A 13,396-nucleotide genomic window follows, 5' to 3' on the forward strand; every position below is an offset into this window, starting at 1 on the left:
TGCGGAATGAAGCCGAGGACCAGGCCGGGCGCCGTAGTGACGGCGGGGCTGCTGTGCGCCGTACTGGCGGGCTGCGGGACGGAACGGGCGGGCACGCCGTCCACCGACGCCCGCCCCGCCGCGGCGAAGAGCGGTGCCACGGGCGCGGTGCCGTGCCCGCCCGACGAGACGACGGAACACGGCACGGGGGCGGGTCGGCCACCGGTGGACGAGACGACGGACGAGGACCCGGGCGCGGGTCCGGGCACCGACGAGACCACGGACGAAGACCCGGGGCCGGGCACCGACGAGACCACGGACGAAGACCCGGGGCCGGGCACCGACGAGACCACGGACGAGGACCCGGGTCCGGGCACGGACGAGACGTCCGACGAGACCAGCGACGCGACCACGGGCGGGTCGGGTTCCGCCGTCGATGAGACCACCGACGACGCCGGTGACCCCGGTCCGCCCACCGAGGGCACCGGGCAGCCGTGTCTGCCCGCCGGGTGGTTCGACATGACGGACGAGTTCGTCGCCTACTACTCCCGCCACCTCACCAAGGCCGACGACGGCATCTGGCCGGCCGTGGCGGCGGCCCGGCTGCGGCAGAACGGCGACCGGGTCCAGGCGCTGGTGACCGTCACGTTCATCCCGGGCGCCAGCACGTGGGAGGGCGAGCGGGTCGCGGAGGTGTTCGCCGCGTGGCGCCGCGAGGCGTACGGGGACCGGGGCACGGTCCGCGTCGAGACCCGCAGCGGCGGCTTCGTCACCGAGCGGCCGTGGTGAGCGGGGCCGAGGGACGGCGGGCCGCGTCCGTGGGGTCCGGGGGGCCGGTCCCGGACGCCCCGCGCCTCACGCGCTGAACCGCCCGAACCGCCCCCGGTGGAACAGCAGCGGATCCCCCTCCGCCGTCCCGCCCAGCGCCTCCACGCGGCCGACGACGATGAGGTGGTCGCCGCCGGTGTGGACGGTCCGGATGCGGCAGTCGACCCAGGCCGGTACGCCCGCCAGGCGCGGGGAGCCGGTCACCGGGGCCGGTTCGTGGTCCACGCCCGCGAACTTGTCGGCGCCGCTGACCGCGAACGCCCGGCACAGCGCGCCCTGTCCGGCCCCCAGGACGTTCACGCAGAACACCCCCGCGCGCGCGATGCGCGGCCAGGTCGTGGAGGTGCGGCCCACCATGAAGACCACCAGGGGCGGGTCCAGGGAGAGGGACGCGAAGGACTGGCAGGCGAAGCCGGTCGGGCCCGCGTCGTCGTGGGCCGTGATGACGGTGACGCCGGTGGCGAAGTGGCCGAGGACGCCCCGGAATTCGGCGGGGTCGACGGGCAGCCGTTCGTCGTCGCGTACGGCCCGTAAGTCGGGTCGGGGCAGGGCTTCGACGGGCTCGGCGGGGGCCGTGGCCGGCGCGCCGACGGACCGCAGGTATCGGACGACGGTCGCCGCCATCCCTTCGTGTCCCATCATGGCTCCATTGAAACTGACGGAGCGTCAGATAGGAACCCTCAAGGAGCCCCCGGGGAGCCGAAGAGGCCCTACAGTCCCCGGTACTCGGGCGTCCTGCGCTCCACGAAGCTCGCCACTCCCTCCTGTGCGTCCCGGGTGGTCATGTTGATCTCCTGGGCGGCGGCCTCGGCCGCGAACGCGGTCGCGCGGTCGGTGTCCAGGGAGGCGTTCACCAACTGCTTGGCCAGCGCCAGCGAACGCGTCGGCCCGGCCGCCAGCCGCTCCGCCCACTCCCGTGCCACCCGCGGCAGCTCGGCATCCGGCACCACCCGGTTGACCAGCCCGAGCCGCTCGGCGTCGGCCGCCGCGACCGCGTCCCCGAAGAACATCAGCTCCTTGGCCCGCCGCGGCCCGACCAGCCGGGGCAGCAGATACGCGCCGCCGCCGTCCGGGACGAGCCCGCGCCGCACGAACACCTCGATGAACCGCGCCGACTCGGCGGCCAGCACCAGGTCGCAGGCGAACGCCAGATGCGCGCCGATCCCGGCGGCCGTCCCGTTCACGGCCGCGACCACCGGCTTCTCGCAGTCCAGTACGGCCGCGATCAGCCGCTGCGCGCCCAGCCGGATCGTCCGGGCCACGTCCCCCGCGACCCGCTCGCCGGCCGCCGCCGCGCCGCCCCGCAGATCGGCGCCCGCGCAGAAGCCCCGGCCCGTCGCGGTGAGCACCACCGCCCGTACGGCGGGGTCGGCGGAGGCGTCGGCGAGCAGGGCGATGACGCGTTCGCGCTGCTCCCGGGTGACCGCGTTCAGCGCCTCGGGCCGGTTGAGGGTGATCCAGGAGACACCGCCGTCGACGACGTGCAGAACCGTCGCCGCCCCGCCGCTCGCCCCACCGGCACCGGCACCGGCACCGGTCTCGGCGGTGGGTCCGCTCGCCCTGGCTGCCTCACCGGCGCCGGCCCCACCGCCACCGGCCTCGCCGGTCGGCCCGGCCGTTCCGCTCGTCCCGGCCTCGCCGTCGGCCCCCGCCGCCGGGTTCGCCCCGTTCGCCCCCGTCTCCCCGTCCGTGCCGCTCACCGGCACACCACCAGCGCGTCCAGCGCCACCGCGCCCTGGCCGCGTGGCAGGACCATCAGGGGGTTGATGTCCAGCTCGGACAGCTCGCCGCCGAGTTCCAGGGCCATCCGCTGCACCCGCAGGACCACCTCGACCAGCGCGTCCACGTCCACCGGCGGCCCGCCGCGCACCCCTTCGAAGAGCGCTCTGCCGCGCAGTTCGCCGAGCATGTCCCGGGCCTGCTCCTCGCCGAACGGCGGCACGCGTACGGCCGCGTCGCCCAGCACCTCCACCAGCACCCCGCCGAGCCCGACGGTGACGGTCGGGCCGAACAGCGCGTCGTGCGTGACGCCGACGACCATCTCCACGCCCCGCGCCACCATCTGGCAGACGAGGATGCCGTCGAGGTCGACCCCCTCGTACCGGGCGGTGTCGGTCAGTTCGCGGTACGCGTCGCGCACCTGGCTCGCCGAGGTCAACCCGACCTTGACCAGGCCGAGTTCGGTCTTGTGGGCGAGCCGGGTGCCGGACGCCTTCATCACCACGGGGTAGCCGACCAGACCGGCCGCCCGCACGGCCGCCGCCGCGCTGGTCACCAGCTGCTCGCGCGGCACCCGGATGCCGTACGCCCGCAGCAGCTGCTTCGCCGCGTGCTCGCTGAGCTGCTGGCCCGGCCGCATCAGCGCCTGCGCCTTGCGGAACGACGGCGAGGGCACCCGGGGCGCCTCGTCGAACGGCGAGCGGTAGGCGGCGGTGAACCGGTGGTGGGCGAGGTAGGCGCGGACGGCGCCGACGCAGTTGCCGAACGTACGGAAGGTGGCGACCCGCGAGGAGCCGAGCAGCGTCTCGCGGTAGGCGGCCTCGGTCCCCACCGGTGAGCCCCACACCACGCAGACCAGTTTGTCGGTCCGCTCGGCCGCGGCCACCAGGTCCCGCGCCAGCTGGTCGCTCATCGGCGGGAAGGGCCCGGTGATCGGGCAGATCAGCACGCCCACCGCCGGGTCGGCGAGGAGCGCGTCGATGATCTTCGGGCCGCGCCAGTCGCCCACCGGATGGCCGCCGTTGTCCACCGGGTTGGAGACGTTCAGGTACGGCGGGATCCACTCGTGCAGCTCGGCCTGCTTGGCCTCGGAGAGGGTGGGCAGCGGCAGCCCGGCCGCCGTCGCCAGGTCCGCGAAGTGCGCGCCGGTGCCGCCCGAGATCGAGTAGACGACGACCCCTTCGGCGACCGGTTTGCGGGCGCGGGCGAGCAGGGCCGCGGTGTCCTGGAGCTCGTCGAGGCCGTCCACCCGGATCACGCCGTACTGCCGCATCGCCGCGTCCACCACCTGGTCCGCGCCGGTCAGTTTGCCGGTGTGCGAGGCGGCGGTGCGCGCACCGGTCTCGGTGCGCCCGACCTTCACCGCGACCACCGGCACCCGGGCGCGCGCCGCCCGGTCGGCGGCCAGCAGGAAGGAGCGCCCGTCCTTGATCCCCTCCAGATAGCAGGCGATGGCGCCGACCTCGGGCCGCTCGGCGAAGTACGAGAGGAAGTCGGCGGTGTCGAGGTCGGCCTCGTTGCCGGTGGGCGCCCAGTGGGAGAGGCGGATGCCCAACTCCTGGAGGGTGAACAGGGGGCGGCCCTGGTGGCCGGACTGGGTGATCAGGGCGATCGCGGGCCCGGTGAGGTCGTCCCGGAAGCGCTCGAAGGCGTTGAGGTTGGTGTTGGGGCCGAGCAGCCGCATCCCGGAGCGCCCCACGGCGGCGGCGAGCCGTTCCTGGGCGGCGGCGCCGTCCGCGCCGGTCTCGGCGAACCCGGAGGCGAACGCGACCGCGAACTTCACCTTGGCCTCGGCGAGTTCCTCGATCAGCGGCAGCGGGTCGGCCACCAGCAGGACCGCGAGGTCGACCTGTTCGGGCAGGTCGGCCACGGTGGCGGCGCAGGGCAGCCCGAAGACCGAGGCGCGGGTCGGGTGCACCGGGTGGACCCGGGCGCCCACCCGGCCCGCCCAGTCGATCAGCTGCCGGGTGATCCCGGTGTTGGGGCGGCCCTCGGCGTCGGAGGCGCCGATGACGGCGACCGATTCGGGCCGGAAGAAGCGGTCCAGGTCGGGCGCGGGCGCGTGCAGCGGCCGGCCGCTGACGTCCCGGTCGCCCTCGGCGGCGGCCGTGCCGTGGACGGCGCCGGGCCGGGGCTGCTCGCCGCAGGCGACCACCCGTGCGCGGAGGTCGGTCGTGAGGGTGCCGTGAGTCGATCCAAGCATCGTTCCGCCCGCTCCTGGTCGTTGGCCAACAGGACTCTTGCGCAACTGGCTAGTAACTGACGCTCAGTCAGATTACAGACCTGACGACCTGTCAGGAACCGTCGTGCGGGCAAAGGCTCACCGAAGGCTCCGGGACGTGCGGAGGTCCGGCCGAGTACCGGTCCCGTACCCGTCCGGATGCGCGCTACCCGTCACCATTGCGCCAACTACGGGGAGCGGTACGGCAGGTGGTCGCGGGGGTGGCCGCGAGGTGCTTCACGGGGTACCGGCGGGGGCGCGCGGGGTCTCGCGGCGGTGCTCAGGTGCGCGCGACCGCCCGGGCGATCTTCCGGGCGTCGATGCCGAGCTCGCGCAGCGTGCCGCTGATGGGGTGGGTGAAGCCGGTGAAGTGGAGACCGGGGGCGTTCGCCGGGGCGCGTCCGCCGCGCACGGTGGGGCGGCCCCGGCCGTCCAGTACGCCGAGGTGGCCCACGAGCGGTTCCAGGGCGCGGCGGTAGCCGGTCGCCGCGACGACCACCTCGGGCGAGAGGAGGCTGCCGTCGGCCAGCACCACCTTGCCGCCCTCGAACGCCTCGACCGCCGCCACCGGCTCGACCCGCCCCGACCGCACGGCCGCCACCAGCCCCACGTCCTGCACCGGGATGGCGCCCTCGCGCACGCGCGCGTAGAGGCCGGTGTCCGGGCGCGGCAGCCCCTGTGCGGAGAGGTCGGGCACCGAGAGGCGGGCCAGCGCCCCGGCCGCCCGGTCCACCACCGCGACCGGCAGCCGCCGCACCAGGATGCCGGACGCCTGGGCGGGCCAGCCCGCGGTGGAGCGGCGCAGGATGTGCGGCGCGGTCCGCACCGCGAGCCGCACCCGCCCGGCCCCGCCCCCGGCCAGGTCCGCGGCGATCTCGGCGCCCGTGTTGCCCGCGCCCACGACGAGGACGTCCCTTCCGGCGTACGGGGCGGGCGAGCGGTAGTCGCGCGCGTGCAGCAGCTCACCGGTGAAGCCGTCGGCGCCGGGCCAGTCGGGCAGGTACGGGGTGTGGTTGTGCCCGGTCGCCACCACGACCGCCCGCCCGGTCAGCCGGCGTCCGCCGGTGGCGTGCAGCAGCCAGCCGTCCCCGGCGCGCTCGACGCGGGAGACCTCGACGCCGGTGACGGTCTCCACCTCGTGCACGCGCGCGTACGTCTCCAGATAGCGCACCATGTCGTCCCGCGACACCCAGCGCCCGAAGGAGCGCGGCATCTTGAGGCCGGGCAGCGCGGAGAGGCGCCGGGTGGTGTGCAGGTGGAGCCGGTCGTAGTGGTGGCGCCAGGAGTCGCCCACGGCGTCGGCCTTCTCCAGGACGACGGCCCGTATGCCCCGGCCGCGCAGCGCGGCGGCGACCGCGAGTCCGCCGGGTCCGCCGCCGATGACGTAGACGGGTCTGGTGGGGTCGTTGGTGGCCATGGAAACCGAGCGTAATGACGCAGCTACTTGATGGGTCTCGGTCAAGACCTGAATCGGTTGCGAATCGATCACGCCGCCGAGGGGTGGGTGGTCGGGGCGGGTTCCGGGGCGGGTGCCGGGGCCTTGCGCGCGGCGGCGGCATCCGCTGAACTGACGTACCGTCAGATACCTCCGGAGGGAGCTGCGGATGGACTCGGTCTGGCTCACCGGCGCCGAATGGCTCGCCGTCCTGCGCATCGGCCTCGGCCTGTGGTGGCTGGAGAGCTGGCGCCACAAGGACAAGAAGGGCTGGTTCGAGCGCGGCACCGGCATCGCCTGGGCGGCGGACGTGGCGTCCAAACACCGCTGGGCGGCGGTCCGCAGCGGCTTCGACACGGTGGTCAAGCCCCGGCCGCGGACCATGGCGTACGTGGTGGTGTACGCGGAACTCGCCCTGGGCCTCGGCCTGGTGGCGGGCTTCCTGACCCCGGTCGCACTGGCCGGCGGCCTGGTCCTCAACCTCCTCTACCTCGTCCTGATGATCCACGACTGGGCCGAGCAGGGGCAGAACGCGATGATGGCGCTGATCTCGGTGGTGGCCCTGTTCGCGATGTCGTGGCAGAGGTGGTCGCTGGACGAGGCGATGGGGTGGTTCCGGTGAGGGGCGCCGGGGCGGGTGGCGCCGGTGCGGGGAGCGCACCCGTGGGTGGGGCGGACGCGGCTACGCCGGTGGTCGACGCCTTCACGCGCGCGTACTGGGACGCGGCGGCCGAGGGGCACCTCCTGATCCGGCGCTGCGGGGCGTGCGGGCGGGCCCACCACTACCCGCGCGAGTTCTGCCCGCACTGCTGGAGCGAGGACGTGGCCTGGGAGCGGGCGAGTGGCCGGGCCACGCTGTACACGTGGTCCCGCGTCCACCGCAACGACCTGCCGCCCTTCGGGGCGAGGGTGCCGTACGTCGCGGCGGTGGTGACGTTGGAGGAGGGGCCTCGGATGATGAGTGAGGTGGTGGGGGCGGGGGAGTTGCGTCCCGAGATGGCTCTGCGGGTGGTGTTCCGGGTGCAGGGGGCACTTCAGGTACCGGTGTTCCGCCCGGACCATGAGTAGGGGCTGCGCCCCTCTTGGGCCGGGCGTTCGCCTGCGCCCCGGCGGCGGGCCGGCCGCGCAGTTCCCCGCGCCCCTTTTGGACCGGACCTTCGCCTGCGGACCGTGCTCGCTTCTCGCGCAGTTCCCCGCGCCCCTGGGAACCCGCCTTCGTCTGCGGGCCGTGCTCGCTTCTCGCGCAGTTCCCCGCGCCCCTTGGATGGCCCTGCGGGCCCCTGAAGGGGGCTGCGGCGGGTTGAGTGGCTGCATTTGGGGGCGCGGGGAACTGCGCGACCAGCCCCCGCCGGGTCGCAGACGAAGAGCCGGCCCAAAAGGGGCGCGGGGGACTGCGTGGGCAGACCCGGCGGGCCGTCCTACGGCCACAGGAGGTGGTGGGTCCAGCCCGAGGGGGTTCGGGTGTACCGCAGCCGTACGTGCCTGCGCCGCGCGTCCCCCTGGAAGAACTCGACCTCCACCGGCCGCAGGACGTACAGCCGCCACCCCGGCACCGCCGCATCCGCCTCGGCGGCGGCCCGGACCCAGGCGGCCTCCGAGGCAACGGCCAGCTCCTCCAGGGACCCCAGCACCTCGCTCTGGTGTCCCACGAGCGCCGCGGCGAGCGCCCCGGTCGACCGGGCGTGCAGATCGGCCAGGGAGGCGTCCGCGGGGGCCGGGGTCACCACACCCCGTACCCGGACCTGCCGCCCGACGGCGGGCCAGTAGAACCCGAGCGCGGCATCGGGAACGGCCGCCAGCTGCCGCCCCTTCGCACTGGTGGCGTGCGACCCGAACGACCACCCGTGCTCGTCGGCACCGTGCAGCATCACCGTGCGCACGTCGGGCCGCCCCTCGCCGTCGACGGTGGCGAGCGTCATCGTGTGCGGCTCGGCCTGTCCGGCGCGGCCCGCGTGCATCAGCCACTCCTGGAACAGCGGCACGGGCGCGGCGGGCGCGGTCGCCGGGTCGAAGTGCGGCAGTTCGACGTCCCAGACGCGCAGGGTGTGCAGGTACTCCTGGAATTCCATGCGCAGATTCTCGCCCGCGCGCCCCCGCCCCGCCCCGCGCGCCCTCACCCCCGCCCCAGCACCACCGTCCCCGACGAGCAGAACCAGCCGCCCGTGCCGGATGCCACCGCGAGCGCCGGGAGGCTGCCGTCGCGTCTGCGGACCTGGCCCTCGCCCGCCTCGCCGCGCAGCTGCCGTACCGCCTCGACCAGCAGGAACAGTCCGCGCATCCCCGGGTGGCAGGCGGACAGGCCGCCGCCGTCCGTGTTGACGGGCAGCGCCCCGTCCCGCAGCAGCCGCCCCTTTTCCACGAACGCGCCCCCCTCGCCCTTCGCGCAGAAGCCGAGGTCTTCCAGGGTCACCAGCGTCATGTACGTGAAGGCGTCGTAGATCTCGGCGAAGTCGATCTCGGCGGGGCGCACCCCGGCCCGCTCGAAGGCCAGGCGGCCCGACACGGCGGCGGGGGAGACCGTGAAGTCGTTCCACTCCGACATCGTGGTGTGCGAGAGCGCCGTGCCCGAACCCAGCACCCACACCGGCTCCTTGGCGCTGTCCGCCACGTACTCCTCGGCGGCGAGCAGCACCGCGCACCCGCCGTCCGAGCGGATGCAGCAGTGCAGCTTGGTGAACGGGTCGGCGATGAGCGGCCCGGAGAGCACGTCGTCGACCGTGATGGGGTCGCGGAACATGGCGTCGGGGTTGGTGGCGGCGTTGGCCCGCGCCTGGACGGCGACCTCGGCCAGCTGCTCGATGGTGGTCCCGTACTGGTGCATGTGGCGGCGCGCGGCCATCGCGTACTTCGAAACCAAGGTGTGCCCGTAAGGAACTTCGAATTGCAGGGGCCCGCCCCCTCCGAAGGAGAGATTCGATGTCCGGCGGCCCGCTCTGATGTCGGCTCGCGCGGTCGACCCGTAGACGAGGAGGACGGCGTCGGCGTGCCCGGCGGCGATGGCGTCCACGGCGTGGGAGGCCATCACCTCCCAGGTGGCGCCGCCGACGGCGGTGGAGTCCACCCAGGTGGGGCGCAGGCCGAGGTACTCGGCGACCTCGGCGGGTGCCAGCGTGCCCAGGCCCGCCGAGCCGAAGCCGTCGACGACGCTCCGGTCGAGCCCGGAGTCGGCGAGCGCCCGGCGGGCGGCCTGGGCGTGCAGGGCGTACGGAGTGGCGTCGTCCACGCGCCCGGTGTCCGAGAGGGCTGCGCCGACGACGGCGACCTTGCGGGAGGGGGCTCCGGCCATGAATCTGACGGTACATCAGATCACCCGTCCCGCGCTGCCCCTCCGGCCGCCTCCGCGAAGGGTGCGGGCGCCCGTATCTGATGTACCGTCAGATTCGCGGCCCGGCCGAGCGGCCCCGCCGCCGGGAGGGGAGAGACCGCCCATGGACGCCGACTTCACCGACGAACAGCAGGAGATCCGCCGCACCCTGCGCGACCTGCTCGCCAAGCGCTGCGGCCCGGACGACGTCAAGGCCGCCGTCCGGACCGCCCCCGGCCACGACCGGGCCCTGTGGCGGCAGCTCGCCGCCGAACTCGGGCTGCCGGGCCTCGCACTGCCCCAGGAGTACGGCGGGGTCGGCTGCGGCCCCACCGAGCTCGCCCTGGCCTGCGAGGAGGCGGGCCGCGCCCTGCTGCCGTCCCCGCTGCTGGCCACCGCCGTCCTGGCCGCACCCCTCCTGGCGGCGCTCGGCACGGCGGAGCAGCGGGCCGCGCACCTGCCGCCGCTGGCCCGGGGCGAGCGGACCGCCGCCCTGGCCGTCCCCGGGCCCCGGCTCGCCCTCGCCCTCGGCCTCACGGGCGACGGCGCCGCCGGGGAGTGGGCGGGCGGCGGACGGGCCGGAGGCGTCCAGGCCCGGCGCGCGGGGGACGGGCGGTGGCGGCTGTACGGGGAGGTCGCCCAGGTCCTGGACGGCCACCGCGCGGACCTGCTGCTCGTCGCCGCGCACACCGGCGGCTTCACGCACGGCCGGATCCGCCTCTTCCTCGTACCCGGCGACGCCCGGGGCCTGCGCCGGACCCGGCAGACCGCGCTCGACGAGACGCGCGCGCAAGGGCGGCTGCAACTGCGTGACACCGAGGCCGGGTTGCTGGGGCCCGAGGAGGGCGGGAACGGCGTGGAGGGGGCCGGTGACGCCCTGGCCGCCCTCGCCGCCGTCGGGCGGAGCGCCGCCGTGTGCCTGGCGGCCGAGGCCGTCGGCGCCGCCGCGCACGCGCTGGAGCGGACCGTGGCGTACGTGAAGGAGCGCGAGCAGTTCGGCCGGCCCGTCGGCTCCTTCCAGGCGGTCAAGCACCGCCTGGCCGACCGGTACGTACAGGTGCGGGCGGCCCGGTCGGCCGTCCACTACGCGACCTGGGACCCCGACGCCGGGCCGCTCGCCCTCGCGCAGGCCCTGGAGGCGCTGCGGGCGACGGGCGCCGAGGCGATCCAGCTGCACGGCGGCATCGGGTTCACCTGGGAGCACGACGCGCATCTGTACTTCAAGCGGGCGGCCTGCGACGAGCTGCTGTTCGGCCCGGTCGAGGCGCTGCGCGCGCAGGCGGCCGAGCGGGCCGGACTCTTCGCCCCGCGCACGGCGGAGGACCGGCCGCCCGCCGCCACGCGCGCGAAGGCGCCCGACACCGCGCCCACGCGCGCGGCGCCGCCCTCCGGGCCCACGCGGCCGGGGGCGCCCCCGGCCGCCTCCACGCGCGCGAAGGCGGCCTCGTGAGGCCCGCGCGGGCGGGCGCGGCCCGTGTCCCCGTCGGGGTCCGGCTGGTGCGCGGGGTGTCGGCCACGCGCGCGTTCGCCAAGGTGGCGCCGCACTTCGTGCCCGCCCTGGACCGGGCCGTGCACCGGCTCACCCGGGGCCGGGTGCTGCCGAGCGCGCGGATGCTGCCCGGGGTGGTGCTCACCGCGCGCGGGGCGCGCTCGGGTGCCGAGCGGACCACGCCGCTCGCGTGTGTGCCGGAGGAGGGCGGTACCTGGCTGCTGGTCGGGTCGAACTTCGGGCGCCCCGGCCACCCGGCCTGGACCGGCAACCTGCTGGCGCACCCGGAGGCCCGGATCAGTCTGCGGGGGCGGGACGTTCCCGTACGGGCGCGGCTGCTGACCGGCGAGGAGCGGGCGGCGGCCTGGCGGGCGGCGCTGGAGTTCTGGCCGCCGTACGCCGCGTACCAGGCGCGGATCGAGCGGGAGATCCGGCTCTTCCGGCTGGAGCGGCGGGAGGGCGCCGGGGCCGCCGGGTGAGCGGGTGGCGGCATGGGAACGCCGACGGGGTCCACAGCGTGAACCACCGTCGGCGTGACAGGACTTGGGGGCGCGGAGCCCCGTGGACCGGCGCGGCAGGGCGCGTGCCCGCGCCCGCGCGCGTGCCGCCGCTACTTCGGCGGCTTCTTGCCCGTGATGCCCAGGTGGACGAGCAGCGCCAGGTTCGGCTTCAGCTCGGCCTGCTTGACGCCCCAGGTCTGGAAGCCCTTCTGGTGCGAGGCCACCGCCGCGAGCATGGCGACGATCGAGCCCGCCATCGCGGCCGGGCTGACGTCCTTGTCGACCTTGCCCTTGGACTGGAGCTCCTTGACCGCGTCCGTAAGGGAGTTGTTCACGGAGTTGAGGATCTTCATGCGGATCTTGTAGAACCGCTTGTCGCCCTCGGCCGCGCCGAGGTCGACGACGCGAAGGATCGCGTCATTCTTGCGCCAGAAGTCGAGGAACCCCTCGACCAGTTCCTCCGCCGTCTGCCAGCCGGCCTTGCCCACCCAGGAACGGCCCTCGACGAGCGAGGTCAACGCCGCGCCCTCCTTGGCCATTTCCTCCGCGATCTCCAGGACGGCGCCCTCGACGTCCGGGAAGTACTGGTAGAAGGTCGCGGGTGAAGTACCCGCCTTCCGGGCCACGTCGATGACTTTGACGTCCCGGTACGGCGAGGAGCTGAGCATCTCGCTGAGGCAGTCGAGCAGCTTCTGCCGCGTCGCCTGGCCGCGTCGGCCGGCCACGCGGCCGTCGACGGTGCGTACTTGTCCTGTCATGCCGTCAGCTTACCGAGGGGTGATCGGAGCGCGATTCGGCCGACTGCAAATGGGGGCCGGGGGTTGACGGGTGCGTCAATGGGCCCCGGCGCCGGACCGCCGGGTCGACCGGGTGTCCGCCACTCGAATGGTGTTATCAACAGCCTGTGGACACGTTCTGTGGACAACCCGTGCGGGAAAAGGGCGTAGCCGCCTAAAGTGAACGGGAAGCAGACCATTTGTTCGATTTATGTCACTGCGGGGTGCGGGCCGGGCCGATACGTTCACCGCGTGGGGGCACCCCGGGCGGGGGCCACTCCAGGAAGGGAACCAGGACGCATGGGCGGATATGACGGATATCCGGAGGGCGCGCCGTGCTGGGCCGATGTGACGCTCCCCGACCTGGCGGCCGGCAAGCGGTTCTACGGCGCCCTGCTGGGCTGGACGTTCGACGAGGACGCGGGCCCCGGCGCCGTGGCCTTCAGCGGCGGCGGGCGCGTCGCCGGGCTCGTCCCCAAGCGCGACGGCCGGATGCCCACCGCCTGGGGCGTCTACTTCGCGACGCCCGACGCCAAGGGACTCGCGGTGCGGATCGCGGCGGCGGGCGGGCGGCTGGTGAGCGGCCCGCTGCCGGCCGGGCCGTCCGGGGCCACGGCGGTCGCCGCCGACCCCGGCGGCGCGGTCTTCGGCCTGTGGCAGCCCGGCGTCCACACCGGCTTCGAGCGGACCGGCGAGCCGGGCTCCTTCTGCTGGACCGAGGTCTACACCCGGGACCCGGAGCGCGCCGACGCCTTCTACGAGTCGGTCTTCGGCTTCGAGGGCGCGGACCCGGACGGCACGGACGGCGAGTTCCGCACTTGGTCACCGGCCGGGGCCGCGCCCGGCCCGGACACGGCCTTCGGCGGCCGGGCGCTGATGGGCGACGCCTTCCCGGCCGAGATGCCCGCCCACTTCCTGGTCTACTTCGCGGTGGGGGACTGCGACGCCACGGCCGAAGCCTGCGTGGAGCTGGGCGGGCGCCTCAAGGCCGAGCCGTTCGACATCGCGTACGGCCGGATGGCGGTGCTCCACGACGACCAGGGGGCGGGCTTCGCGGTGCTCCAGCGGGAATGAGACGGGCCGGGCAGATGTGTCCGGATCGGGGGGAGACATCCCGATCCGTGAGCGGGTTGGCCACCGGGTGC

Annotated in this window: 13 protein-coding genes; 6 read left to right on the plus strand and 7 right to left on the minus strand. The window is 75.0% G+C overall.

Annotated features, from left to right (window positions below; genetic code table 11):
• Positions 1-6: 6 nt before the first annotated feature.
• A complete protein-coding gene (locus AB5J87_RS20085) occupies positions 7-768 on the plus strand; it encodes a hypothetical protein (RefSeq protein ID WP_369378261.1) in 762 nt (253 codons plus the stop codon).
• Between the two features lie 66 nt (positions 769-834).
• Here the strand turns inward: AB5J87_RS20085 and AB5J87_RS20090 are convergent, their stop codons facing one another.
• From AB5J87_RS20090 to AB5J87_RS20105, 4 genes are all read right to left on the minus strand, one after another.
• Entirely contained in the window at positions 835-1,431 is a 597-nt protein-coding gene (locus AB5J87_RS20090; protein WP_369383594.1) for a flavin reductase family protein, read from the minus strand.
• A gap of 86 nt (positions 1,432-1,517) precedes the next feature.
• The gene (locus AB5J87_RS20095; protein WP_369383595.1) at positions 1,518-2,294 is read right to left on the minus strand and encodes an enoyl-CoA hydratase/isomerase family protein; all 777 of its coding nucleotides are present in this window, start codon (positions 2,292-2,294) and stop codon (positions 1,518-1,520) included.
• Positions 2,295-2,503: 209 nt separating this feature from the next.
• Positions 2,504-4,729 (minus strand): acetate--CoA ligase family protein, encoded by a 2,226-nt coding sequence (locus tag AB5J87_RS20100; protein WP_369378264.1) that lies wholly within the window; start codon positions 4,727-4,729, stop codon positions 2,504-2,506.
• 298 nt (positions 4,730-5,027) lie between these two features.
• Positions 5,028-6,164 (minus strand): flavin-containing monooxygenase, encoded by a 1,137-nt coding sequence (locus tag AB5J87_RS20105; protein WP_369378266.1) that lies wholly within the window; start codon positions 6,162-6,164, stop codon positions 5,028-5,030.
• A 187-nt stretch (positions 6,165-6,351) separates the two neighbouring features.
• On the opposite strand from AB5J87_RS20105, the gene AB5J87_RS20110 reads away from it, so the two are divergent.
• Positions 6,352-6,804, plus strand: a complete 453-nt coding sequence (locus AB5J87_RS20110) for a DoxX family protein (RefSeq protein WP_369378268.1) — start codon at positions 6,352-6,354, stop codon at positions 6,802-6,804.
• A 41-nt stretch (positions 6,805-6,845) separates the two neighbouring features.
• Positions 6,846-7,250: a Zn-ribbon domain-containing OB-fold protein gene (locus tag AB5J87_RS20115; protein WP_369378270.1), complete on the plus strand. Its 405-nt coding sequence runs from the start codon at positions 6,846-6,848 to the stop codon at positions 7,248-7,250.
• Between the two features lie 350 nt (positions 7,251-7,600).
• Here the strand turns inward: AB5J87_RS20115 and AB5J87_RS20120 are convergent, their stop codons facing one another.
• Both AB5J87_RS20120 and AB5J87_RS20125 read right to left on the minus strand, forming a co-directional pair.
• Positions 7,601-8,251, minus strand: coding sequence for a pyridoxal 5'-phosphate synthase (locus tag AB5J87_RS20120; protein ID WP_369378271.1), 651 nt, complete (start codon positions 8,249-8,251; stop codon positions 7,601-7,603).
• 44 nt (positions 8,252-8,295) lie between these two features.
• Positions 8,296-9,468, minus strand: a complete 1,173-nt coding sequence (locus tag AB5J87_RS20125; RefSeq protein ID WP_369378272.1) for an acetyl-CoA acetyltransferase — start codon at positions 9,466-9,468, stop codon at positions 8,296-8,298.
• 142 nt (positions 9,469-9,610) lie between these two features.
• On the opposite strand from AB5J87_RS20125, the gene AB5J87_RS20130 reads away from it, so the two are divergent.
• Both AB5J87_RS20130 and AB5J87_RS20135 read left to right on the plus strand, forming a co-directional pair.
• Entirely contained in the window at positions 9,611-10,936 is a 1,326-nt protein-coding gene (locus tag AB5J87_RS20130) for an acyl-CoA dehydrogenase family protein (protein WP_369378274.1), read from the plus strand.
• Complete coding sequence (locus tag AB5J87_RS20135; RefSeq protein ID WP_369378275.1) at positions 10,933-11,454, plus strand: nitroreductase family deazaflavin-dependent oxidoreductase; 522 nt, start codon at positions 10,933-10,935, stop codon at positions 11,452-11,454. The genes AB5J87_RS20130 and AB5J87_RS20135 overlap by 4 nt, the downstream gene beginning before the upstream one ends.
• A gap of 131 nt (positions 11,455-11,585) precedes the next feature.
• Here the strand turns inward: AB5J87_RS20135 and AB5J87_RS20140 are convergent, their stop codons facing one another.
• A complete protein-coding gene (locus AB5J87_RS20140) occupies positions 11,586-12,233 on the minus strand; it encodes a TetR family transcriptional regulator (RefSeq protein WP_369378276.1) in 648 nt (215 codons plus the stop codon).
• Positions 12,234-12,551: 318 nt separating this feature from the next.
• Here AB5J87_RS20140 and AB5J87_RS20145 point away from each other — a divergent pair, with 318 nt between their 5' ends.
• Positions 12,552-13,325, plus strand: coding sequence for a VOC family protein (locus AB5J87_RS20145; RefSeq protein WP_369378277.1), 774 nt, complete (start codon positions 12,552-12,554; stop codon positions 13,323-13,325).
• Positions 13,326-13,396 lie beyond the last annotated feature (71 nt).

This window comes from Streptomyces sp. cg36 (genome assembly GCF_041080675.1).
GTDB lineage: Bacteria > Actinomycetota > Actinomycetes > Streptomycetales > Streptomycetaceae > Streptomyces.

Coding starts and splice junctions, on each gene's coding strand:
- AB5J87_RS20145 (WP_369378277.1), top strand. CDS start 12,552: ATGGGCGGATATGACGGATATCCGGAGGGCGCGCCGTGCTGGGCCGAT.
- AB5J87_RS20090 (WP_369383594.1), bottom strand. CDS start 1,431: ATGGCGGCGACCGTCGTCCGATACCTGCGGTCCGTCGGCGCGCCGGCC.
- AB5J87_RS20130 (WP_369378274.1), top strand. CDS start 9,611: ATGGACGCCGACTTCACCGACGAACAGCAGGAGATCCGCCGCACCCTG.
- AB5J87_RS20105 (WP_369378266.1), bottom strand. CDS start 6,164: ATGGCCACCAACGACCCCACCAGACCCGTCTACGTCATCGGCGGCGGA.
- AB5J87_RS20100 (WP_369378264.1), bottom strand. CDS start 4,729: ATGCTTGGATCGACTCACGGCACCCTCACGACCGACCTCCGCGCACGG.
- AB5J87_RS20125 (WP_369378272.1), bottom strand. CDS start 9,468: ATGGCCGGAGCCCCCTCCCGCAAGGTCGCCGTCGTCGGCGCAGCCCTC.
- AB5J87_RS20110 (WP_369378268.1), top strand. CDS start 6,352: ATGGACTCGGTCTGGCTCACCGGCGCCGAATGGCTCGCCGTCCTGCGC.
- AB5J87_RS20120 (WP_369378271.1), bottom strand. CDS start 8,251: ATGGAATTCCAGGAGTACCTGCACACCCTGCGCGTCTGGGACGTCGAA.
- AB5J87_RS20085 (WP_369378261.1), top strand. CDS start 7: ATGAAGCCGAGGACCAGGCCGGGCGCCGTAGTGACGGCGGGGCTGCTG.
- AB5J87_RS20140 (WP_369378276.1), bottom strand. CDS start 12,233: ATGACAGGACAAGTACGCACCGTCGACGGCCGCGTGGCCGGCCGACGC.